Origin of the sequence: Paraferrimonas sedimenticola, assembly GCF_002282855.1 — a bacterium.
Lineage (GTDB): Bacteria > Pseudomonadota > Gammaproteobacteria > Enterobacterales > Shewanellaceae > Paraferrimonas > Paraferrimonas sedimenticola.
In genome coordinates this window covers 1-22018 of sequence record NZ_NRIR01000011.1, presented here as the reverse complement: position 1 = coordinate 22018, position 22018 = coordinate 1, and the positions used below count along the sequence as shown (strand labels likewise).

The 22018-nt window shown below is 51.6% G+C and carries 22 protein-coding genes; 14 read left to right on the top strand and 8 right to left on the bottom strand.

The window, feature by feature from the left end; genetic code table 11:
- Positions 1–2: 2 nt before the first annotated feature.
- The 3 genes from codB to fadB form a co-directional block, all read right to left on the bottom strand.
- Positions 3–1214, bottom strand: a complete 1212-nt coding sequence (gene codB / locus CLC93_RS16110) for a cytosine permease (protein ID WP_095507018.1) — start codon at positions 1212–1214, stop codon at positions 3–5.
- Between the two features lie 129 nt (positions 1215–1343).
- A complete protein-coding gene (gene fadA / locus CLC93_RS16105) occupies positions 1344–2507 on the bottom strand; it encodes an acetyl-CoA C-acyltransferase FadA (protein ID WP_095507017.1) in 1164 nt (387 codons plus the stop codon).
- A 26-nt stretch (positions 2508–2533) separates the two neighbouring features.
- Positions 2534–4675: a fatty acid oxidation complex subunit alpha FadB gene (gene fadB, locus CLC93_RS16100; RefSeq protein WP_095507016.1), complete on the bottom strand. Its 2142-nt coding sequence runs from the start codon at positions 4673–4675 to the stop codon at positions 2534–2536.
- A 216-nt stretch (positions 4676–4891) separates the two neighbouring features.
- Here fadB and pepQ point away from each other — a divergent pair, with 216 nt between their 5' ends.
- From pepQ to hemG (CLC93_RS16070), 6 genes are read left to right on the top strand one after another with little or no spacing between them, the layout of a single operon-like run.
- Complete coding sequence (gene pepQ, locus CLC93_RS16095; protein ID WP_095507015.1) at positions 4892–6205, top strand: Xaa-Pro dipeptidase; 1314 nt, start codon at positions 4892–4894, stop codon at positions 6203–6205.
- Between the two features lie 3 nt (positions 6206–6208).
- Positions 6209–7222: a hypothetical protein gene (locus CLC93_RS16090; protein WP_095507014.1), complete on the top strand. Its 1014-nt coding sequence runs from the start codon at positions 6209–6211 to the stop codon at positions 7220–7222.
- Positions 7219–7836 (top strand): YigZ family protein, encoded by a 618-nt coding sequence (locus tag CLC93_RS16085; protein WP_095507013.1) that lies wholly within the window; start codon positions 7219–7221, stop codon positions 7834–7836. The genes CLC93_RS16090 and CLC93_RS16085 overlap by 4 nt, the downstream gene beginning before the upstream one ends.
- Before the next feature lie 14 nt (positions 7837–7850).
- Positions 7851–9308: a TrkH family potassium uptake protein gene (locus CLC93_RS16080; protein WP_095507012.1), complete on the top strand. Its 1458-nt coding sequence runs from the start codon at positions 7851–7853 to the stop codon at positions 9306–9308.
- Positions 9309–9317: 9 nt separating this feature from the next.
- A complete protein-coding gene (hemG, locus tag CLC93_RS16075; protein ID WP_095507011.1) occupies positions 9318–9845 on the top strand; it encodes a menaquinone-dependent protoporphyrinogen IX dehydrogenase in 528 nt (175 codons plus the stop codon).
- Positions 9846–9848: 3 nt separating this feature from the next.
- The gene (gene hemG / locus CLC93_RS16070) at positions 9849–10388 is read left to right on the top strand and encodes a menaquinone-dependent protoporphyrinogen IX dehydrogenase (RefSeq protein WP_095507010.1); all 540 of its coding nucleotides are present in this window, start codon (positions 9849–9851) and stop codon (positions 10386–10388) included.
- Positions 10389–10423: 35 nt separating this feature from the next.
- On the opposite strand, the gene trkA is transcribed toward hemG (CLC93_RS16070), so the two are convergent.
- Genes trkA through def form a run of 4 tightly spaced genes read right to left on the bottom strand, consistent with a single transcriptional unit; the run spans position 10424 to position 14606 of the window.
- A complete protein-coding gene (trkA, locus tag CLC93_RS16065) occupies positions 10424–11824 on the bottom strand; it encodes a Trk system potassium transporter TrkA (RefSeq protein WP_095507009.1) in 1401 nt (466 codons plus the stop codon).
- Between the two features lie 13 nt (positions 11825–11837).
- Positions 11838–13136 carry a 16S rRNA (cytosine(967)-C(5))-methyltransferase RsmB gene (rsmB, locus tag CLC93_RS16060; RefSeq protein WP_095507008.1) on the bottom strand — a complete coding sequence of 433 codons (1299 nt, stop codon included), beginning with the start codon at positions 13134–13136 and terminating at the stop codon, positions 11838–11840.
- A gap of 1 nt (position 13137) precedes the next feature.
- Positions 13138–14088, bottom strand: coding sequence for a methionyl-tRNA formyltransferase (fmt, locus tag CLC93_RS16055; RefSeq protein WP_095507007.1), 951 nt, complete (start codon positions 14086–14088; stop codon positions 13138–13140).
- Entirely contained in the window at positions 14088–14606 is a 519-nt protein-coding gene (gene def / locus CLC93_RS16050) for a peptide deformylase (RefSeq protein WP_095507006.1), read from the bottom strand. The genes fmt and def overlap by 1 nt, the downstream gene beginning before the upstream one ends.
- Before the next feature lie 124 nt (positions 14607–14730).
- Here def and CLC93_RS16045 point away from each other — a divergent pair, with 124 nt between their 5' ends.
- The 8 genes from CLC93_RS16045 to aroE all read left to right on the top strand — a co-directional run bounded on the left by CLC93_RS16045 (position 14731) and on the right by aroE (position 21004).
- Positions 14731–15855, top strand: coding sequence for a LysM peptidoglycan-binding domain-containing protein (locus CLC93_RS16045; protein WP_095507005.1), 1125 nt, complete (start codon positions 14731–14733; stop codon positions 15853–15855).
- Positions 15852–16931, top strand: a complete 1080-nt coding sequence (dprA, locus tag CLC93_RS16040; RefSeq protein ID WP_483874414.1) for a DNA-processing protein DprA — start codon at positions 15852–15854, stop codon at positions 16929–16931. Before CLC93_RS16045 ends, dprA begins: the two co-directional genes overlap by 4 nt.
- 2 nt (positions 16932–16933) lie before the next feature.
- Positions 16934–17410, top strand: a complete 477-nt coding sequence (locus tag CLC93_RS16035; RefSeq protein WP_095507004.1) for a DUF494 family protein — start codon at positions 16934–16936, stop codon at positions 17408–17410.
- A gap of 106 nt (positions 17411–17516) precedes the next feature.
- Entirely contained in the window at positions 17517–18086 is a 570-nt protein-coding gene (locus CLC93_RS16030; RefSeq protein WP_095507003.1) for a DNA topoisomerase family protein, read from the top strand.
- A gap of 113 nt (positions 18087–18199) precedes the next feature.
- Complete coding sequence (purE, locus tag CLC93_RS16025) at positions 18200–18703, top strand: 5-(carboxyamino)imidazole ribonucleotide mutase (RefSeq protein WP_095507002.1); 504 nt, start codon at positions 18200–18202, stop codon at positions 18701–18703.
- A 5-nt stretch (positions 18704–18708) separates the two neighbouring features.
- Positions 18709–19266, top strand: a complete 558-nt coding sequence (tsaC, locus tag CLC93_RS16020; RefSeq protein WP_095507001.1) for an L-threonylcarbamoyladenylate synthase type 1 TsaC — start codon at positions 18709–18711, stop codon at positions 19264–19266.
- Positions 19267–19277: 11 nt separating this feature from the next.
- Entirely contained in the window at positions 19278–20195 is a 918-nt protein-coding gene (hemF, locus tag CLC93_RS16015) for an oxygen-dependent coproporphyrinogen oxidase (protein ID WP_095507000.1), read from the top strand.
- Positions 20196–20200: 5 nt separating this feature from the next.
- A complete protein-coding gene (aroE, locus tag CLC93_RS16010; RefSeq protein WP_095506999.1) occupies positions 20201–21004 on the top strand; it encodes a shikimate dehydrogenase in 804 nt (267 codons plus the stop codon).
- Here aroE and CLC93_RS16005 read toward each other — a convergent pair.
- Positions 20990–21529 carry a gamma carbonic anhydrase family protein gene (locus tag CLC93_RS16005; RefSeq protein WP_095506998.1) on the bottom strand — a complete coding sequence of 180 codons (540 nt, stop codon included), beginning with the start codon at positions 21527–21529 and terminating at the stop codon, positions 20990–20992. The genes aroE and CLC93_RS16005 overlap by 15 nt on opposite strands.
- Positions 21530–22018: the final 489 nt, after the last annotated feature.

Below are 22018 nucleotides of genomic sequence, written 5' to 3'. Positions count from 1 at the left end.
CGCTAGTCTTCGATGCGGCTGAGAAATGCGTAGCTAATCGCTGCACCGAGCACGGCATTTACCGGGACGATGCCCGGGAGCAAGTGGCCTGCCGCAACACCAATGGCCACCGCGATTAGGGCACTCCAGCGAATGTTCTTGAATCGGCTGTCATCAAAGGTCTGATATTTCTGCCGTCGCAGCCAATAGTCTGCGATGAGTACGCCGCCGATCGGCGGTATGGCTGCGGATAAAAAGGTCAGCCAGCCGACAAAGTTGTTGTATAGCCACAGCGCCAGCAAGGTGCCGATAATACCGTTGATAACACTGAGCTTTTTAGAAGAGGCGCCAGTTATATTGGCGAATCCTAACCCGGAGGCATACAGGGCATTGTCGTTAGTGGTCCAAATATTTAGCCCCAGCACCAAAATTGCGGGAATCAACAAGCCTTGCAGCAACATGACTTGTGAAATGTCCGCCTCGCCGGTGACAGCAGCCCCTGCTGCACCAAACGCAAACATCAGTGAGTTGCCGATAAAGAAGGCGATAAGGGTTATCAGTACCGCGGTTTTGGCCGAGCGTCCGTAGCGTACGAAGTCAGCGGTCAGGGTGCCTGCGCTAATAAACGAGCCAACAACCATAGAAATGGCCACATTACTTGCCAGTGCTTGCTCGGGCACCAACTGTTTGAGCTCGTTAACACCGCCAATATCAATCACTGCCAAATACACCGAATAGCCCCCGAGTACGGCGATGGCCGGAACCGCGATTGAAGAGAGCAGCATTAGCGCTTTGATGCCGAAGTATACGGTGGAGGTCATTGCCACCCCGGCGATGCCAATTAACCAAATGGCGTCTATGCCAGTAGCCTTCTCCACGGGTAAGGCAAACATGGCAACACCTACGCCAAACCATCCCACCTGAGTGCCACCGAGCAAGGCAGATGGAAGAAAGCTACCTTTGCGGCCAAACGAATATCGCGCCAGCAAGTGGGTTGAAAGCCCTGTGCTTGCGCCTATGTATCCCAGAGATGCGGTATAAAGCCCGAGTAACAGGTTTCCTGTGAGCACTGCTGCAAAAAAGTCGTCATAACCCAAGCCTGTACCTAATTTGCCACCGGTCCACATAGAGGCCGAAAAAAAGGTTAACCCCAACATTAAGAAGGTCAGCGATAAGAAACCTTTGCGGGCAGATTGAGGAACGGGTTGCAGGCTGTATTCGCTATCGGAGGACATGTAACGGACTCGTTTTAAACGGAAAATTAGGTGTTACTTGTCCAAAGCCTAGTTCAGTTGTAGCGGCTCTCAAGCTTGAGGCATTAAAAAAGGCAGCCTAGACTGCCTTTTTGATTGTTGCTTAAGCGTTTAGACTCGCTCGAACACGGTGGCGATACCCTGTCCCAAACCGATACACATGGTGGCAACGCCTAAGGTGGCGTCCTTGCTTTCCATCAAGTTGAGCAAAGTCGTCGAGATGCGCGCGCCAGAGCAACCCAGTGGGTGGCCCAAAGCAATTGCACCACCGTTTAGGTTAACCTTGTCATCGATTACATCGGTTAAGCCAAGATCTTTAACCACAGGTAGTGATTGAGCGGCAAAGGCTTCGTTGAGCTCCCACAGGTCAATGTCCTGAACCTGTAAACCAGCGCGCTTAAGCGCTTTTTGAGTGGCTGGTACTGGGCCGTAACCCATAATAGCCGCATCGCAACCTGCAACTGCCATTGAGCGGACTCGGGCGCGAATTGGTAGGCCTAATTCTTTGGCTTTGCTCTCTTCCATCACCAGCATAGCGGCGGCACCGTCGGATAGGGCAGACGAGCTACCAGCAGTCACAGTACCATTGACTGGGTCAAACACTGGGCGCAACGTGCTCAGGCCTTCTACTGTGGTTTCAGGGCGAATCACTTCGTCAAAGTCGACACGTACTAGGTTGCCGTTGGCATCGTGACCTTCGGTGGCCACAATCTCATTGGCAAACGCGCCAGATAAGGTGGCGGCATGGGCGCGTTGATGGCTGCGCGCAGCAAACTCATCTTGGGCCTGACGGCTAATGCCGTGCATCTTGCCCAGCATTTCAGCGGTTAAGCCCATCATACCGGAGGCTTTGGCTACGCCTTTAGCCAGCGCCGGGTGGAAGTCGACACCGTGAGTCATAGGTACGTGACCCATGTGCTCAACACCACCAATGATGAAGATGTCGCCATCGCCACAGGCAATGGCACGGCTTGCTTGGTGCAGGGCTTCCATAGAAGAGCCACACAGACGGTTAACGGTTACGGCACCTACTTGCTTTGGAATACCGGCCAATAGGGCAGCGTTGCGGGCAACGTTAAAGCCTTGCTCTAGGGTCTGTTGAACACAGCCCCAGAAAATGTCTTCGATTTGCTCAGCTTGTACAGCTGGATTGCGTTCAAGCAATTGGCTCATTAGGTGCGCTGATAACGCTTCGGCGCGAACATTGCGAAAGACACCGCCTTTTGAACGGCCCATTGGGGTGCGAATACAATCGACAATTACTGCTTGTTTCATGATGTTTTTCCTTAAATTCTGCTCATTTAGTAGTAAGTGCCGTTGCTGGCAGCTTTATCGCGAAGTCCTTGAGTCACTTGGTACAAAGGACCTAAATGGGCAAAACTGTCCGCGAGTTCAACGAACTTGGCCACACCCATGGTGTCTAGGTAGCGGAACACGCCGCCGCGGAAGGCTGGGAAGCCTAAGCCGTATAGCAAAGCCATATCGGCTTCAGCTGGCGAGTCGACAATGCCTTCTTCTAAACAGCGCACGGTCTCAATGATCATAGGGATCATACAACGGGCGATGATGTCTTCTTTGCTAAAGCTCTTACCAGCGCCACGGGCGGCTTCGATGATGGCTTGCGAAGCGTCATCGGCCACTTTTTGAGTGCGACCGCGCTTGTCTTTTTGATACTGGTAGAAGCCGACTTTGTTTTTCTGACCGTAGCGGTTGGCTTCAAACATAGCCGCAATCAGGTCGACTTCTGGCTTGGCCATGCGCTCTGGGAAACCTTCGGCCATCACGCCTTGGCAGTGGTGAGCGGTGTCGATACCGACTACGTCCATCAAGTAGGCAGGACCCATAGGCCAACCAAAGTCTTTCTCCATTACCTTGTCGATGTCAGCAATCTCTGCTCCATCGGCGATGAGCTGGTTAAAGCCACCGACGTAAGGGAAAAGCACGCGGTTAACGAAGAAGCCAGGGCAGTCGTTAACCACAATCGCGGTTTTGCCCATTTGAGTGGCGTAAGCCACCACTTGGTTGATGGTGTCTTCGCTGGAGTATTTGCTGCGAATCACTTCCACTAGCGGCATGCGATGCACAGGGTTAAAGAAGTGCATACCACAGAAGCGCTCTGGCTTGTCTAAGCTCTCGGCTAACAAATCAATAGAAATGGTAGAGGTGTTTGAGGTAATAACCGCATTGTCCGCCACTTTGGTCTCGGTCTCTTTGAGCACCGCGGCTTTGATTTTAGGGTTCTCGACCACAGCTTCCACAACCACCTGGGCGTTAGCGATACCCGAGTAGTCCAGTGTTGGTACGATATTGTTTAAGGTCTTGGCCATTTTGGCCGGAGTCGAGCGACCTTTTTCTACCAATTTGCCGGCGATCTTAGAGGCTTCAGATAGGCCCAAGTCCAATGCTTCTTGAGCAATGTCCTTCATCACGATAGGCACGCCTTTGTAGGCGCTTTGGTAGGCGATACCGCCACCCATGATACCAGCGCCCAATACGGCAGCTGACTCAACCTTGCCCGAGGCCTTGGCCATTTTCTTGGCTTTGCCTTTAACTAGCTGGTCGTTTAGGAAAATTCCAATGAGAGCGGCAGCGGCGTCAGTGCGAGCCAATTTCAAGAAACCGTGTTTTTCAGCTTCTAGCGCTTCGGCGCGCGCGGCACCGGCAGCAGTCTCAACCACGTCAACGGCAGTCATTGGTGCTGGGTAGTGTTTACCCGCAAGCTTGGCCACCATACCGCGAGCGGTGGTAAAGGCCATGGTGGCTTCTAGTTTGGATAGGGTTAAAGGCGATAGCTTGGCTTGGCGACGTGCTTGCCAGTCAATCTCTTCACTAATGGCGCGCTCAAGCAGTACGCTGGCTTGCTCAATCAGCTTGTCATCGGCAACCACTGCGTCAACGGCACCCACTTTCAGAGCGGCTGCGGCTTTTTGGTGTTTGCCTGAAGTCATCCACTCAAGGGCGTTGTCAGCACCAATCACTCGTGGCAAACGCACGGTACCGCCAAAACCAGGAATCAGGCCCAGTTTGGTTTCAGGAAGACCGACTTGGGCAGATTCAGCAACAATACGTAGGTCGCAAGATAGCGCCGCTTCAAAGCCACCACCCAAGGCAAAACCGTTGATGGCACACACGGTTGGCATAGGTAAATCTTCTAGGCGATTGAAAATGGCGTTGGTCTCACTGATCCAATCTAGGATGACGTCGTCGGGTTGGGCGAAGTAATCAGTGAACTCGGTGATGTCCGCGCCTACGATGAAAACCGACTTACCACTGGTGACTAAAACACCGCGTGGTTTGGCTTGCTCAATAGCTGCAAGCGCTTCGTTAAGGGCGTTAAGGGTTTCTTTGTCGAACTTGTTGACCGAGCCTGGCGCATTGAATCGCAGTTCAGCAATCTGATTATCGAGCTGGCTGACCTGAATGTTTGGGCTTTGGTAAATCATTACATCCGTCCTTCTTATGGGCCACAGTGGTAGTACCGAAATGGGATACCTTGTTGTTATTCTGTAAATAGCATCGGCAACCAGTTTGCTTACTAATGACGTAAATTTCAACAAGCAATTTAAACAAGCGTTTAACATTAGAAGTAAAATTCAACAATTAGGCTTACAGCCGCAATGTGCTAGCATTGTCCAAAGCAAAAATGGCGAGTCAGAACAATGAATTTAAAAGAGAATTTGTACTTTTCCCACGTAGAGTCGCTGCAGCAACGGGTTGCGGCAATTAGAGAGCATCAGTCATTGCAAGGTCTGGTGATCCACGCCGGTCAACCCCATCGCATTTTTGGCGATGACATGGATTATCCCTTTAAAGCCAGTCCGCATTTCAAACAGTGGTTACCTTTGACCGCTAATCCCCATTGCTGGCTAATTGTTGATGGCCAAACCAAGCCGAAACTATTGTATTTTCAACCTGTTGATTTCTGGCATAAGGTCGAGCCCTTGCCACAAGCGCCTTGGGTAAAAGCCTTTGAGGTGGTGGTCATTGCCGACAAAACTCAAGCCGAACAACACCTGCCGGGCAATAAGACTGGCTGGGCCTACTTGGGCGAGCATCAAGCGGTTGCACAGGAACTGGGCTTTGAAGCGATCAACCCTCAGCCCGTGGTGGACTTTTTACATTACCACCGCAGCTTTAAAACCGAGTGGGAACAGGCCTGTATGCGCGAAGCCAACCGCATCGCATCACTTGGCCACATGGCTGCGAAAGATGCGTTTTACAGCGGGGCTAGCGAGTTTGAGATCCAGCAGGCTTATATTAAAGCCACCGAGCAAGGAGAGAACGACGCTCCGTACAACGCCATCATCGCCTTGAATCAGAATGCAGCGATACTCCACTACACAGTGCTTGAACGCCGAGCACCGGCGCAGCTGAACTCGTTTCTAATCGACGCGGGTGCCAACTGCAACGGCTATGCCTCTGATATTACCCGCACCTATGCGTTCAGTTCTGGCCCATTTGCCGACATGATTGAGCGCATGGACAAAGAGCTACTAGAAATCATTGAAGGTATTCGCCCCGGTGTGGCCTATCAGGACTTACATCTAGACATGCATCAGCGTATCGGCTCCATGCTGCGCGACTTTGAATTGAGCGATGCCAGCGTTGAGTCTTTGGTGGAGCAGCAGGTGACTCGAGCCTTCTTCCCGCACGGACTTGGACATATGCTTGGTCTACAAGTACATGATGTTGCGGGCTTTATGCAAAACCCTGAGGGCTCTCACCAAGCTGCACCTGAGCAGCATCCATTCTTGCGCTGCACCCGCGAACTCGCGGCTGGACAAGTGCTAACCGTAGAGCCCGGACTTTATGTGATTGATAGCCTGCTCGATGAGTTATCGGATTCGGCTAAGAAGCTGGTGAATTGGGCACAAGTGGATGTGCTGCGTCCGTTTGGTGGTATTCGGATTGAAGACAATGTGCTGGTGACTGAGCAGGGCAGCGATAACTTGACTCGAGCCCAAGGTCTGTAACTTGTGACTAGCCTAGCGCTGAAAGCGGCCACCAAAGGCAAGCGACTCAAAGGGAAAGTGGAGTCTGAGCTTGCTCGGTTGAGCTTGAGCCAAAAGCTCTATCTGTTCGCTTTCGTTGCGCTGCTTATCGCCATGTTCTCTGAAGAGGGGCACGGCGAGCGCTGGGTGTTTGTTTCGGCCACACTAGGTTTGGCGGCGGTATTTAACGACGTCTGGCCTATGTTCGTCAAATTGTGGGACACCCTGCTGGGTAAAGGAATCATTCTAATATTCAACGCAGGCGTCGCGCACATTGCCTTGGGTTTTGCCGGTCAACAGATCAACGACGTGGTTGGAGTTGAGCCGCAGCAACTGTCTAATGCACTGTTTGTGACGACGCTCATTATGGCGCCGATGTGGATTCTGGTATTCACCATGTTGGCCATGATGGTTTACCTGTTTGTGCTGAATTGCTTATTGGCCATTTTAGCCTTGTTGCGTTTGCTTCGAATTCGAATTGCCCACTTTGAGAAGCGCGAAGCGTATCCCTTAACCACTATGTTGGTGCGCATCATTGTGGTGCCTGCGATGATTTATGCCTTAGTGAATATGTCGATTGCCTACGGTATCAATATTTCGGTTGGTGAGAATGGCACCGATTTTGAAGCGCCAGAATACGGCTTGAACTGGCACCAAGGCGGTGGCTCCCAAACGGCAGTTAAACTGGATGTGGGCGAGGATTCCGCTCAGCAAGCGGCCACAGTTGAGGAGCAAACAACGTCGAGCGATCAAGAACTCAGCGAAACCGCTAAGCCTGCAAAACAGCCGGTGGTGAGTTTGATAGTGGCTTGGTTGACCTACCAATTGGAAACCTATCCAAAGAGTTATTGTGCTCAAAGTGAAGGAGAGCGCGTGCGGTTCATTGGTCTCAACGAAATCTTAGTGGCAAAAAGAGCGGATGAATTTCCTATTGGCTACGAGTTTAGCGTGCGCATCTGCGAGTTTGCGCCTGACGCGGCTACTGTGGTCGCTCCATGAGTGACTTCAGGGTCGCCAGCGAGGCATTGGAGTTTGAAGAGACCATCAACAAAAGCCGCTTCATTACCCTGCTCGAGCCTTTTACCATTGGCGATGACCTAAAACAGCGATTGGCGCGGGCCAAAGCGCGCTATCCAGGTGCCAGTCACTACTGCTGGGCTTATCTGGCCGGTGCCCCTTCAGACACGGTTAACATGGGGTATTCTGATGACGGTGAGCCATCCGGTACCGCAGGGCGGCCAATGTTGGCAGTGCTACAAGGTGCTCAGGTGGGCCAGCTGTTGGCTATAGTGGTGCGCTATTACGGCGGCGTGAAGCTCGGCACCGGCGGGCTGGCTAGAGCCTATGCCAGTGGAATTAAGCAAGCGATCCCCAATTTGCCGACTCATGTTTTTCGCCAACTTATCGAATCCGAACTGCGGGTCGATTATGCCGATGCTCAAACTATCACCCATGAGCTGAAAGCCTGCGAAGGGGAGTTGCTTAGCAGCGACTATGGCGCTCAGGTGATAATAAAATTTGCGTTACCCGAGAATCAGTTAGACAAGTTCAGCCGACAGGTGAATAATCTCACTCAGGGACGTGTGCGCCCCCACTTTGAGCACAAGGGTTAAAACAACAGGTCACCATGCAATACCGCAATATCACTCGAATCATCGGTCTTTTGATTGCGCTATTTTCAATAGCCATGCTTCCTCCTGCACTTGTCGCTCTTATCTACGGAGATGGCGGCGGTACCGCATTCTTGCGCTCGTTTGTGTTGAGCCTGTTGATCGGTATGGTGTTTTGGTACCCCAATCGTCATCACAAAGAGGAGCTAAGGAACCGCAGTGGCTTTCTGATTGTGGTGTTGTTTTGGGTAGTACTGGGCTCGATAGGGGCGATCCCACTGTTGCTCAGCGCTAATCCGGATTTGAGTGTGGCTGATAGTTTCTTTGAATCCTTCTCGGCACTAACCACCACGGGTGCGACTGTGATTGTCGGCCTTGAGCAATTGCCCAAGGCCATTTTGTTTTACCGACACATGCTGCAATGGCTCGGTGGTATGGGGATCATTGTATTGGCAGTCGCCATTTTGCCGTTATTGGGTGTTGGGGGGATGCAGCTGTATCGCGCCGAAACTCCCGGGCCGGTAAAAGACAGCAAAATGACCCCAAGGATTGCCGAGACCGCTAAGGCGCTTTGGTACATCTATTTGGCGTTAACCGGCCTGTGCGCTTCGGCCTATTGGCTTGCTGGAATGAACCTGTTTGACGCCATCGGTCACTCATTCTCGACCATTGCGATTGGCGGTTTTAGTAGTTACGACGCGTCCATTGGCCATTTTGATAGCAGTGCGATTAACCTGGTGTGTGCGATTTTCTTATTGATTTCGGCGATGAATTTCAGCTTGCACTTCACTGCCTTTTCGTCGCGCGGAGCCAATTTAAAGGCTTATCTTAAAGACACTGAGCTGCGCTTCTTTTTACTGATTCAATTGGTGTTAGTGGCCATTGTCTTTGCGACTTTGTACAACACCGCCACGTTTGACACGCCAGAAGCTGCGCTGGACGCCGCCTTGTTTCAGTCGGTAAGTATCTCGACTACCGCTGGGTTCGGTACCGAAAGCTTTGCTTCTTGGCCCTTGTTCTTACCCATGCTGCTGATTTTCTCTAGTTTTATTGGCGGCTGCGCCGGCTCTACCGGTGGCGGCATGAAAGTCATTCGAGTGGTGTTGTTGTTCTTGCAGGGCAGTCGTGAGCTCAAGCGACTCGTGCACCCAAAGGCCATCTATTCAATTCGCTTAGGTAGCAAAGCCTTATCTAACCGTGTGATTGATGCGGTTTGGGGGTTTTTCTCGGCCTATGCTTTGGTTTTTGTGATCTGCTTAGTGGCACTGATGGCGACAGGTCTGGATGATATAACGGCCTTTAGTGCCACTGCCGCTTGTCTGAATAACCTAGGGCCAGGATTGGGCGAAGTTGCAGCGCATTATGGCGATATCTCGGATACCGCAAAGTGGATTTTGTTGGTGGCAATGGTTTGTGGCCGTCTGGAAGTGTTCACTCTGCTGGTGCTGTTTACCCCAACATTCTGGAAGAGTTAACGAGCTGTTATGAGCCGAATCGCAATTCTAATATCTACAACAGATGGTCACACGCGCACCATTGGTGAGCGTATCGCCAACGCACAGCGCGCTGCAGGTCACCAAGTAGACGTATTGGATCTTACGGTCGATGCTCAACTGCAAGACTACGACCGAGTGTTGGTTGGCGCTTCTATTCGCTATGGCAAATTTCAGCCGACTTTATTTGAATTCGTTAAGGCGCAGCAACAAGTACTCGAGTCCAAAGATTCCGGTTTTTTTGGGGTTAACGTGGTGGCCAGAAAGCCTGAGAAAAACCGCGTAGAGACGAACCCTTATATGCAAAAGCTGCTAGAGGCGATTGATTGGCAGCCAACGCATATAGAGGTGTTTGCTGGACGAATCGACTATCCGAAATATTCGTTTTTTGACCGAACCATGATCCGCTTCATCATGTGGATCACCAAAGGGCCCACCGACATTACTCAAAGTTATGAGTTTACCGATTGGCAGCGAGTCGACGACTTTGCCCAGTCCTTTATCGCAAAAGGTGCCTAGCCCATGAAACGCATTCTGGTTTTGTATTACTCTCAAGGCGGTCACACCGCGCATATCACTCGAGCCATCAAGCAGGCAATCGATACCGAAGGGCATCAATGCGACATGATGCACGTTCACGAAGCCTTGAGCGCCGGCGTCGACTTTGACCAATACGATGCGGTCGCGGTGGGCTCTTGTGTGCTTTACGGTAGCTACCACGCCTCGCTGTTTGAATTGGTGGAGCGCTATCAAAACGAGCTGGCTAAGCTGCCTAACAGTTTCTACAGCGTTAACGTAGTGGCGCGCAATCCTGAAAAGCGCAATCCAGATAACAACAAGTATCTGCAAAAGTTCATTGAGTTATCACCTTGGAAACCGCAGCAAGTCAAAGTGATTGCCGGTAAGGTGAATTACCCTGCCTGGAAATGGTACGACCGCCTGATGATTCAGATGATCATGAAAATGACCGACGGGCCTACCGACCCAACCAGTGTCATCGATTACACAGACTACGAGGATGTGGCCGAGTACGGCCGTGGACTCATAAAATTGGCGTCTTAGAGACGCCAATTTTTATCTGGGGTTTAGAGCGAGCGCTAGAAGAATAGGGCGCTTGGCTGGAATAGCTTCTCTACATCGCCAATGTGCTTCTTATCGACTAAGAACATCACCACGTGGTCTTCCGCCTGAATCACGGTTTTATCGTGCGCAATGAGCACTTGGTCGTCGCGAACAATGGCACCAATGGTAGTGCCTGGTGGCAGCTTAATCTGAGAGATTTGTTTACCCACCACCTTTGACGTGGTCTCATCGCCATGGGCGATAGCCTCAATAGCTTCAGCGGCACCGCGGCGCAAGCTGTAAACGTTACAGATATCGCCTTGGCGAATGTGGGTCAGCAGGGCTGAAATCGTGGCTTGTTGCGGGCTGATGGCAATATCAATGTTGGCTTCTTGCACCAGATTCAAATACGCCTCACGCTGCACCAACACCATGACTTTGCGAGCGCCAAGGTTTTTGGCGAGCAGGGCGGCCATGATGTTGGCCTCGTCGTCATTGGTGACCGCAACAAACACATCCATCTGGTCGATTTGCTCTTCATTGAGCAGCTCTCTATCTGAGGCATCGCCGCAGAACACAGTTGCGTCGTGCAGGCGTTCGGACAGTTCAGCTGCGCGCGCCGGGTTGCGCTCAATCAGCTTAACCGAATGGCGCGCTTCCAGTTTTTTCGCCAAGCCATAACCAATGTTACCGCCACCGGCGATCATCACGTTGCGATATTGGTTATCCAGCTTTTGCATCTCGCTCATGACCGCGCGAATGTGGCGGCTATCGGCCACAAAGAACACCTCGTCATCGGCTTCGATGATGGTGGTGCCACGAGGCATGATGGGTTTGCCTTGACGGAAAATCGCCGCCACTCGTGTGTCAATATTGGGCATGTGCTCGCGCAGAGTCGACAGGGCATTGCCAACTAGCGGACCACCGTAATAGGCCTTCACCGCTACTAGACTGACCTTACCTTCGGCAAACTCTACTACTTGCAGCGCACCTGGGTACTCAATTAGGCGCGAGATGTAATTAGTCACCAATTGCTCAGGGGCGATGATCTCATCGATGCGAAAACCGCCTTTGCCCTTGCTCGATGAGCCCGAGGTGTGAAACAGCTCGTCTTTATGAGACATGTAGTTCTCTGAGCGGATTCGAGCAATTTTTGTGGGCGTGGAGAACAGGGTGTAGGCCATTTGGCAGGCGGCCATGTTGCACTCATCCGAGTTGGTTACCGCAATCAGCATGTCGGCGTCTTCGGCACCGGCGTCCGCCAGTACCTGAGGGTGAGCGCCGTGGCCATTGACAACGCGCAGGTCATATTTGTCTTGCAGGTCGCGCAGTTTGGCCAAATCGTTATCGACCAGGGTGATGTCGTTGTTTTCACCCACTAAGTTTTCGGCGAGGGTACCGCCGACTTGGCCTGCACCAAGAATAATAATTTTCATTGATTACCCAGTCTTAGGCAGGCACTGATTGCTTGACCAGTTTGGCGTAGTAAAAACCATCGGTTTGCGCTTTCCCTGGCAACAATTGCCAGCCAAGCGTGTCGCTGCCAGCTGTAATTGCTTCAATCCTAACATCGTCGGTTTTTTCTGCAAACGCTTTGATTTGACGCTCGTTTTCTTGAGGCAATACCGAACAAGTGGCGTACACCAAGGTGCCGCCGGGTTTAAGCCATTGCCACAAGTGTTCGAGTATTTGTTGCTGTAGCAAAACCAGCTCGTCGATATCGCTGGCGCGGCGCAACCATTTGATGTCCGGGTGACGGCGAATCACGCCAGTGGCCGAACAAGGCGCATCCAGCAAAATGCGGTCAAACTGCTCGCCATCGTAGCTGGCGTTGAGGTTGCTGGCATCTGCTTGCAGTACTTCAGCTTGTAGGTTCAAGCGGGCCAGATTTTGATGCACGCGCTTTAAGCGCTCTCCGTCAAAATCCACCGCTAGCAAGCTGGCTAGTTGTGGTTGGCGCTCGAGAATGTGGCAGGTCTTGCCACCCGGCGCGGCACAAGCGTCCAACACACGCTCGCCCGGTTGGGCATCCAGTAACTCGGCAGCCCATTGCGCGGCGCCGTCTTGCACTGAAACACGGCCTGCATCAAAGCCGGGCAAATTGGCCACATCGGTTGGTGCTTCGAGCAAAATGGCGTCTTGGCTATCACCAGCGCTAGCGGCGATGTCCGCTTGTTGTAGCTCTTGCAGGTATTGCTCTCGAGATTGCAAAGAGGCGTTGTTGCGCAACCACATAGGCGGACGCTGATTATTGGCTTCGAGAACTTGCTGCCACTGGTCGGGATACGCTTGCTGCAGTGACTTGATAAGCCAGCCCGGATGATTGTAGGTTAAGCTCGGAGAATCTTGGCTAAGCTCGGGACGTTCGCGCTCTAGCTGACGCAGTACGCCATTGACCAGCTTGGTCATTCCCGGGGCTTTTAGTTTGCGCGTGGCTTCTACACTTTCCGACAAAGCGGCGTGAACCGGCACTCGAGTGTAGTAGAGTTGATAGGCGCCCACTAGCAACAAGTGATGAATGACCCGCTTTTTGCCTTTCAACGGGTTTTGTAAGCGGTCGCTGATTAGGCGCTCTAGCTGAACCAGCTGTCTTAAAACCCCGTAACACAACTCGGCTAGTAGCGCTTTATCTTTGCCATTGGCGAGGGTCTGTTGGTGCCTAGGTAGCTCACGTGACAACGACTGGCCATTGTCGATTACCGCGAAACACACCTGAGCGGCGGCGGCGCGAACATTGGTTCGACTCAATTTATTCTCCTAAGCGATTGCCAGTGCTGAACCACTGAGGGCGAGCATTGACCACATCGGCGGCGGGCAGTGATTTTTTGCCTGGAATTTGCAGCTCGAGCAAGCGCAGAACGCCATTGGCGGTGGCTACGTCGACTCCGTGCTTACCGGCATCGATTACCGTGCCTGGAGTGGCCGAAGTCTGTTGGTCTATAGTCTGGGCACTGCGAACCTTGATGGCTTGTCCGTCGTGCTCAAAGTAGCTGATGGGCCATGGATTAAAGGCCCGTACTTCACGCCACAATGCGTCGGCGGATTTGTTCCAATCGAGCTTGGCTTCGGCTTTGGAAAGCTTTTCAGCGTAGGTGGCAAGTGCATCGTCTTGCGGCTCAGGAGTGATCTCACCTTTGGCTAAGCCTGCAAGGGTGTCGAGTAGAGCTTGTGGCCCAAGCTTGGCCAGTTTGAGATACAAGCTAGCGCTATTGTCACTGTCCTCAATGTCGCAGCGAGCGATGTGCAGCATGTCGCCAGTATCTAGGCCCTTATCCATTTGCATGATAGTAACGCCGGTTTGTGCGTCACCCGCCCAAATCGAGCGTTGAATCGGTGCCGCACCACGCCATGCTGGCAAAATGGAACCGTGCACGTTAATGCAACCAAGGCGAGGGGTATCAAGCACTACTTGCGGTAGTATCAAGCCGTAGGCCACCACCACCATGATGTCGGCTTGGTAGCTGGCAAGCACCGCTTGGGCATCGGCGTCTTTAAGTGAAACCGGCTGCTCTACTGGCAACTCGTGTTGCAACGCCAATTGCTTCACCGCGCTGGGTTGTAGTTTTTTACCGCGCCCGGCGGGACGGTCCGGTTGGCTGTAGACTGCGACTACTTCATGTGTACTGTCAATCAGCGCTTGCAGATGGTCAGCGGCAAACTCTGGAGTACCTGCAAAAACGACACGTAAAGCTTGGGTCATTAGGCGGCTCCGGCGCGCGCTGCTTGACGGGCGGCCTTTTCAAGTTTCTGACGAATGCGCTGACGCTTTAGTGGCGATAAGTAATCGACAAACAACACGCCGTTTAGGTGATCCACTTCGTGTTGAATACAAATCGCTAGCAACTCGTCCGCTTCCATTTCAAACTCTTTGCCATCGGCATCAAACGCCTTAATGGTAACTTTGGCTGCGCGCTCTACCTTGGCGTAGATGCCCGGAACCGATAAGCAGCCTTCTTCATTGATGAAGTGCTCTTCACTTTCAACGAATGTGGGATTGATGAATACCATAGGCTCAGACTGGTCATCTGAGTGATCCATTACCACCACTTGTTTGTGGACGTTCACTTGGGTAGCGGCCAGTCCAATCCCCTTTTCGGCGTACATGGTCTCAAGCATATCCGCCACCAAATTTTTGACGTCTGCATTGAATTCTGTCACCGGAAGGGCCTTGTTTCTCAGCCTTTCGTCGGGGTATTTCAAAACTTCTAACTTTGCCATAACTAAACTCTTGCCAAACCTACTAAAACAATTAATAGATGATTATACTGGGTTTCTGGCTACTAATTTTAATCCTTAGTGGCTGTCAATCCTAGCCATACATAATATAAAAGGCGCACGAAACATGGATGTGACTCTTAAAAGGCTATTTGTTGCCGTTAGTTTAACTGTGCTGTCAGCCTTTGCAGTTGCTGATACCTTGACCCTTAAGTCCGGTCATCCGGAGGCCTATACGGTCGTTAAGGGGGACACCCTTTGGGACATTTCTGCCAAGTTTTTAGAAGATCCTTGGCTGTGGCCGAAACTTTGGGGCGCTAACCCTCAAGTCTCCAACCCTCATTTGATTTACCCCGGCGACCGTCTGACCTTAGTGTTCATCGATGGCGAACCGCGACTGGTGAAGAAAGCCTTTATCAAGCGCAGCCCAGAAGGCCGTGTCCAATCTAAGAATGGCCCAATTCCTCCGGTTCAGCTATCGGCGATACAAGCGTACTTAAGCAAGAACCGCGTGGTAGAAAGCGAATGGCTTGAAGAGCAACCGCAGCTGCTAAGTGGTGAAACCAATCGCAAATACCACGTCAGTGGCCAGCAGGTATATAGTCAGGGCGAGTTTGAAGTAGGGCAGCGCGTCGGCATTTATCGTATTGGCCGCTCATTTACTAAGCAAACCGTCGATGGCATCGAGCCCTTAGGTACTGAGATCATTCTCAGCGCCAGTGGTATTGTTCGCCAATCCGGGGACGTCAATGTCATCGAGCTAAAAAGCGATTACTCGGAAACCACAGCTGGTGATAAGGTCATCGCCATTGACGATTCAAGCTTGATGCCAGCTTACTTCATGCCGCAAGCCGGAAGCGGCGAAGACATACGCGTGCTAGCGACTAATAACGGTGCGCGCGCCGTGGGCAATATGGAAGTCATTTACCTCGATGCTGGCGCCGAACAGGGCTTGCAACCAGGGCAAGTGTTCAGTGGGTTCCGCCAAGGCAAGCGAATCGTGATCGATAGCAAGGGTAAACCGGTGCAGCCAAACGAGCGCAGCCGCTACAACAGAATCAAGGCGAATTTCTCCGAGGAGAATGCGTTGAATATGCCTGATGTGTATCACGGCGAAGTCATGGTCTTCAAAGTCTTCGACAAGGTATCGCTTGGCATTGTTTTACGAATCAACAAGCCCTTACGTGTTGATGACAAGCTAAAAACGCCGGTTGAACTGGCGAAGAGCTTCTCGGGCTCACAGATGCGGTGAGCCTCGAGCAACTGCTGGATTGGCTCACCTTACGTGTAGTACCTGGCCTTGGCGCCACCAGGATTCGCAAGTGGCTTGATGCAATAAGCCTAGAAGAGTTACTTGAGCGGGTTCGCTACGAACCCGCCAGCCTGGGCGCCAAACCTCTGCAAGATCATCACCATCATCTTATCGAGCAAGCCCTCAATTGGCAGGCAGCCAAAGATGAACACCACATCCTGCCTCTTCGCCACGCAAAATATCCTCCCCAACTGTCAGAGCTGCCAGACCCTCCAGTGGTACTCTTTGTAAAGGGCGATCTCAAGTGTTTAACCGACCCTGCGTTGGCTATGGTCGGTAGTCGACGCTGCACTCCGGGAGGGGCGAAAGTCGCAACCGAGCTAGCCGCAAGCGCTTGTGATGCTGATTTGACGGTTGTCAGTGGTTTAGCTCAGGGTATCGACACTCACGCTCACAAAGGTGCTCTATCCGCTAAGGGGAGAACCATCGCGGTGCAAGGCTGTGGTTTGGAGCGGGTTTATCCGAGCGCTAATCGCCGTTTGGCAGATCAAATTGTCGACTCGGGGGCGCTAGTTAGCGAGTGCTGGCCAGAGCAGGCGCCACAAAAAGGCCAGTTTCCCAAGCGCAACCGAATCATCAGCGGCTTGAGTTTGGGCACTTTGGTGGTAGAGGCAGCGGTGCAAAGCGGCTCGCTTATCACTGCTAGGTTGGCCGCGGAGCAGGGCAGAGAAGTGTTCGCGGTACCGGGTTCGATATTGAGTGAACAAAGTGGCGGTTGTCATCGTTTAATACAACAAGGAGCTAAGCTGGTCACCGGCATTTCGGATGTGCTTGAGGAGTTACCCGGAGTGCAGCGACAGCGGTTGGCAAGCTTAACCTCAAAAGATGCTCAACAAACTCAGTTGCCATTTCGCAGAGTGTTGGATAGTGTAGGTTTTGAGGTCACAGATCTTGACTCGATACTCGAGTCCAGTGGGCTGGCAATGGAGTTAGTGCTAGAACAACTATTAACTCTGGAGCTACAGGGATGGATTTCCGCAGTACCCGGTGGCTACGTGCGCTTAAAGAGGAGCTAATTATGTTTGATATCCTCATGTATTTGTTCGAAAACGTTATACACAGTGAAGTGGAGCTGATGGTCGATCAGGAGGAATTGACCGAAGAGCTGACCCGTGCCGGTTTCCACCGCGCGGACATTCTCAAGGCGTTAACCTGGCTTGAAAAGTTGGCTGAACTGCAAGAAAGCGATACTAAGCCATATCTGATCAACGCCGGCCTTGGTTCTATTCGTCTTTACACTCAAAAGGAAATGGACAAGATCGATACTGAGTGTCGAGGCTTCTTGCTGTTTCTAGAGCAGGCCGCGGTCATCACTCCTGAGGTTCGCGAAATGGTCATCGATCGATTGATGGCTCTTGAAGGTCGCACGCTCGAGTTGGAAGACCTTAAATGGGTTGTTCTCATGGTGTTGTTTAACGTACCTAACAGCGAGAGTGCGTACGCGCATATGGAGGATTTGTTGTTTGAAGCCCCAGCCACGGGCGTGCTTCAGTAACATTTGCCTAAATCCAAGTTTAAGCCACTCACTCGAGTGGCTTTTTAGTCTGTAACCGGGCTAAAAAATGATAAACTCAACGCAGGTTTCTACTAAGTTTGCACTCATGACCTCCAAAACGCCTTCTGAACTCTTCTCTTTGCATGAGCACGCCCTTGAGCGTGAGTTAGAAACCTGCCCTGAATGTGGGGCGAAACTGCAAATTCGCTCAAGCAAGAGCGGACCTTTTTTGAGTTGCTCTGCATACCCTAAATGCCAATACTCCAGACCTTTGGTGCAAGCCTCAGCAATGGAATCACAAGTGATCGATGGCTCTCGCTGTCCACAATGTGAAAAACCGCTGGCGGTGAAGTCTGGGCGTTACGGTATGTTTATTGGCTGTACCGGCTTTCCTGAATGCGATTATCACGAAAACCCTAATCAGGCCCAGGAAAGCGACAAGGCCCCCTGTCCTGTCTGTAGCAAAGGGGAGTTAGAGTCTCGCACCAGCCGTTTCGGCAAAGTGTTTTGGGGTTGCAACCGCTACCCTAAGTGTAAATACGTGGTGAACTACACGCCGGTCGCTGAAGCTTGCCCCAAATGTGGCTGGTCAATCTTAGTGGAACGCAATTTGGCCGCGGGCCCTTCGTTGGCTTGCCCGCAAAAAGCGTGCAATTACAAACGTTCCAAAGACTAATGAGCCTCAATTGCTAATTTTTGAGCAAAAAGACAGTGTGACTTTGCTCAAGTATTTGTATAATTGCCGCCAACAACAATACCAACCTCTATCCATTCAACAAGGACTTACTCATGACAACTCCTTTTGTTGCCGTATTAATGGGCTCCGATTCTGATCTTCCAACCATGCAAGCCACTCTAGATGTGCTTAAAAAGTTCGATATCCGTTTCGAAGCAAAAGTAACTTCTGCGCACCGTACTCCAGCGGCTACTCACGCTTACGTTCAAGACGCGGAAGCTCGAGGTTGTAAAGTATTTATCTGTGCTGCTGGTCTGGCTGCCCACTTGGCTGGTGCTGTTGCTGGTATCACTACTCGTCCTGTTATCGGTGTGCCAATCGACAATGGCCCTCTACAAGGTCACGATGCTCTACTATCTACCGTGATGATGCCTGGCGGTGTTCCTGTTGCAACTGTTGCTATCGGTAAAGCTGGTGCCAAAAACGCGGGTTACCTCGCGGCACAAATGCTGTCTTGCGGTGACGAAGACCTAGCGGTTCGCGTTAAAGCGGAGCGCGCTGAGTGTGCTGAAGAAGTTGCAGCGAAAGACGCTAAGCTACAGGCTAAACTGGCCTAATCAGTATGGCGTTGTGTTCCGTTGAACAAGCGGTATCGGCCTTACAACAAGGTCAGCTTATCGTTTATCCAACGGAAGCCGTGTACGGCGTTGGTTGTGATCCGGACAACGAGCAGGCTTTGCAGGCCGTGTTGGATCTCAAACAACGCCCATGGCAAAAAGGGCTGATTCTTATCGCTAGCGATTTCGACATGCTAGCGCCTTATCTCGAGCTTTCGGCCCTTTCTGATTCTAGACTCGAGACCATTCAGGCCAGTTGGCCTGGCCCCAATACCTGGGTAATTCCTGCCAAATCTTTCGTATCGCCTTTGCTTCGAGGCCAGTTTGACTCGCTTGCGGTTCGAGTGACTGGGCATTCAGCGGCGGCCGAGTTGTGCCGCGCTTTTGGCAAGCCAATCGTCTCTACCTCGGCCAACCTTAGCGGACATCCTGCGGCGATGGACTGGCAAGCGGTTCAACAACAGTTGGGTGACCAAGTACCCATTCTAGACGGGCCGCTTGGCGGCGCGACCAGCCCTTCGACTATTCGCGATGCGATTACAGGGAATACTCTCCGACCTTAAAGGAATGACTTATGAGCCAAGTTAACGTTGAATCGGTCAAAGCATTTTTATTGGATCTTCAAGACCGTATTTGTCAGTCGTTAGAGGGCTTTGAGCGGGAAACTCGGTTTGTGGAGGACGCCTGGGAGCGAGAGCAGGGCGGCGGTGGTCGTACTCGAGTACTGCGCCACGGCGAAGTGTTTGAACAAGCTGGGGTGAATTTCTCCCATGTATTTGGCGACAAGATGCCGGGTTCTGCAACGGCACACCGTCCAGAGCTCGCTGGGCGCAGCTTTGAAGCCATGGGCGTGTCGTTAGTAATACACCCCAATAACCCGCACATTCCTACCTCCCACGCCAATGTGCGTTTCTTCATTGCTCATAAAGATGGTGAAGATCCGGTGTGGTGGTTCGGTGGTGGTTTTGACCTAACTCCTTATTACCCAGTTGAAGAAGATGTGGTTGGCTGGCATCAGGTCTGTTATGACCTTTGCGCTCCTTTTGGTGAGGACGTCTATCCCAAATACAAGAAATGGTGCGATGAGTACTTTTACTTGAAACACCGCCAAGAGACTCGTGGTGTCGGCGGCTTGTTCTTCGATGATCTCAATCGTGGCGGCTTCGAGCAGAGCTTTGCTTTCATGCAAGCGGTGGGCAATGGCTATATGGATGCCTACTTACCGATTGTTGAGCGTCGCAAGGCCACTGAGTACGACGAGACTCAGCGCCAGTTCCAGTTGTACCGTCGTGGACGCTATGTGGAATTTAACCTAGTGTTTGACCGTGGCACCTTGTTTGGTCTTCAAAGTGGCGGGCGTACCGAATCGATTTTGATGTCTCTACCACCTTTGGTTCGATGGGAGTACGACTACCAGCCAGAGCCGAATAGTGCCGAAGCTTTGCTGTATCAAAGATACTTAAAGCCACAAGACTGGTTAGGCTTGGAGTAAGCTCGTTGGATAAGTACACGGTAGTGGGTAACCCAATCGCCCACAGCAAGTCACCTTTGATTCACGCCATGTTTGCTGAGCAAACTCAGCAAGCGATTCACTACGACAAGCAACTTGCACCCCTTGAAGGCTTTGCGTGTTGGCTACAAGGGTTTGTTGCCGATAAAGGCAAAGGGCTTAATGTTACCGTGCCTTTTAAGGAGCAGGCCTATGCGCTTTGCGACCAACTAACTGCTGAAGCTAAAGCCGCCCAAGCGGTGAATACTATTCTTATCCGTGATGGTCAGTGTGTTGGCCACAATACCGATGGACTTGGCTTGGTAGCAGACCTGATTTCCCAAGGTGTGGTTCTGAGCGGGTCGCGCGTCTTACTGCTTGGTGCCGGTGGCGCGGCCAAAGGCGCGGCACTGCCTATCTTAGATGCAGGCGTAGCTGAGCTGGTTATCGCAAATCGTACCTATCATAAAGCGGAAGCAATTGCCGCGATGCATCAAGGGCGCGCCATCGTCGCTAAACCCTTAGCCGAGTTGTCCGGCAACTTTGACGTGATTATTAACTCAACCTCTGCCAGCTTACAGGGTCAGAGCATCGACTTACCTGACGAATTGGTTTCACGTGAAACCACCGCTTACGACATGATGTATAGCGATGGGGCCACCCCCTTTAACCAATGGGCGCACAAGCGCGGGGCAAAGCAGTGTATAGATGGCTTGGGCATGCTGGTTCATCAAGCGGCATTGGCGTTTGAGTTTTGGCGCGGCGTCGCGCCTGATGCCCAGGCTGTGATGAAGCGTTTACGACTCGGCTGAGTAGGCCTCTTTGAGTTCGACGTACTTGGCCGCGGTGTCTTTTAGAAAGCCTCTTTCCTTTTCCGAGAGTTCACGTATCTGCTTAGCGGGTGACCCTACGTATAGGTAGCCTGACTCTAATCGCTTACCCGGCGGGACCAAGGTTCCAGCGCCAATAATCACTTCGTCTTCTACTATTACGCCATCAAGTACGATGGCACCCATTCCAACTAATACTCGATCGCCGATACGACAACCGTGCAGCATGGCCTTGTGACCCACGGTCACATCCGCGCCAATGTCTAACGGATAGCCGTCAGGGTTAATAGAAGACTCTCTGGATACGTGCAGTACCGACCCGTCTTGAATATTGGTGCGATCACCTATGCGTATCCAATTCACATCACCACGGGCAGCTACTAGTGGCCAAATGCTAACATCTTTACCAAGGGTGACATCGCCGGCCAATACCGAGGACTCATCTACATAGGCGCCTTCGCCTATTACTGGAGTTTTGTTTTTAAAGGTTCGAATCGATTTAGACATGGGTTTTAGCTGTTTTTCTAGTCATTGAGCCATGACTATACCAGCTTTGGCCGAATAATAACCACTTGATGAAGAATATTAGAATTACCCCTTGTAATCGGAATTAACTCCCCTATAATGCGCCTCCTCTTCACCGGAAAGGGGCGCTACTAAGGGCTTTTGCTCGTATCGTTTCCCAAAGGTAAGTCACTATTCTGATGTCTATTATGAGTAATAAGTTGTCAGAAAAGTGGGGGTCGAGTTAATCACTTGCCCCAAGGCTTGAAAGGTGAGGTTAATTTAAAAAGTTTTCATTTATAGGGTTGACTTTTTAGGTGGTGAGCGTAAGATAGCGCTCCGGCTTGAGGCAAGACTTCAGGCACTGCTCTTTAACAATTTATCAAGCAATCTGTGTGGGCACTCCGTTGATTGTGTAAGTATCCAAAACGATATTTAACTCAATGTAACGAAGTGAACATATAGCTTATGTCAATACATAACGTATATTTA

Coding starts and splice junctions, on each gene's coding strand:
- codB (WP_095507018.1), bottom strand. CDS start 1,214: ATGTCCTCCGATAGCGAATACAGCCTGCAACCCGTTCCTCAATCTGCC.
- fadA (WP_095507017.1), bottom strand. CDS start 2,507: ATGAAACAAGCAGTAATTGTCGATTGTATTCGCACCCCAATGGGCCGT.
- fadB (WP_095507016.1), bottom strand. CDS start 4,675: ATGATTTACCAAAGCCCAAACATTCAGGTCAGCCAGCTCGATAATCAG.
- pepQ (WP_095507015.1), top strand. CDS start 4,892: ATGAATTTAAAAGAGAATTTGTACTTTTCCCACGTAGAGTCGCTGCAG.
- CLC93_RS16085 (WP_095507013.1), top strand. CDS start 7,219: ATGAGTGACTTCAGGGTCGCCAGCGAGGCATTGGAGTTTGAAGAGACC.
- CLC93_RS16080 (WP_095507012.1), top strand. CDS start 7,851: ATGCAATACCGCAATATCACTCGAATCATCGGTCTTTTGATTGCGCTA.
- hemG (WP_095507011.1), top strand. CDS start 9,318: ATGAGCCGAATCGCAATTCTAATATCTACAACAGATGGTCACACGCGC.
- hemG (WP_095507010.1), top strand. CDS start 9,849: ATGAAACGCATTCTGGTTTTGTATTACTCTCAAGGCGGTCACACCGCG.
- trkA (WP_095507009.1), bottom strand. CDS start 11,824: ATGAAAATTATTATTCTTGGTGCAGGCCAAGTCGGCGGTACCCTCGCC.
- fmt (WP_095507007.1), bottom strand. CDS start 14,088: ATGACCCAAGCTTTACGTGTCGTTTTTGCAGGTACTCCAGAGTTTGCC.
- def (WP_095507006.1), bottom strand. CDS start 14,606: ATGGCAAAGTTAGAAGTTTTGAAATACCCCGACGAAAGGCTGAGAAAC.
- CLC93_RS16045 (WP_095507005.1), top strand. CDS start 14,731: ATGGATGTGACTCTTAAAAGGCTATTTGTTGCCGTTAGTTTAACTGTG.
- CLC93_RS16035 (WP_095507004.1), top strand. CDS start 16,934: ATGTTTGATATCCTCATGTATTTGTTCGAAAACGTTATACACAGTGAA.
- CLC93_RS16030 (WP_095507003.1), top strand. CDS start 17,517: ATGACCTCCAAAACGCCTTCTGAACTCTTCTCTTTGCATGAGCACGCC.
- purE (WP_095507002.1), top strand. CDS start 18,200: ATGACAACTCCTTTTGTTGCCGTATTAATGGGCTCCGATTCTGATCTT.
- tsaC (WP_095507001.1), top strand. CDS start 18,709: ATGGCGTTGTGTTCCGTTGAACAAGCGGTATCGGCCTTACAACAAGGT.
- hemF (WP_095507000.1), top strand. CDS start 19,278: ATGAGCCAAGTTAACGTTGAATCGGTCAAAGCATTTTTATTGGATCTT.
- CLC93_RS16005 (WP_095506998.1), bottom strand. CDS start 21,529: ATGTCTAAATCGATTCGAACCTTTAAAAACAAAACTCCAGTAATAGGC.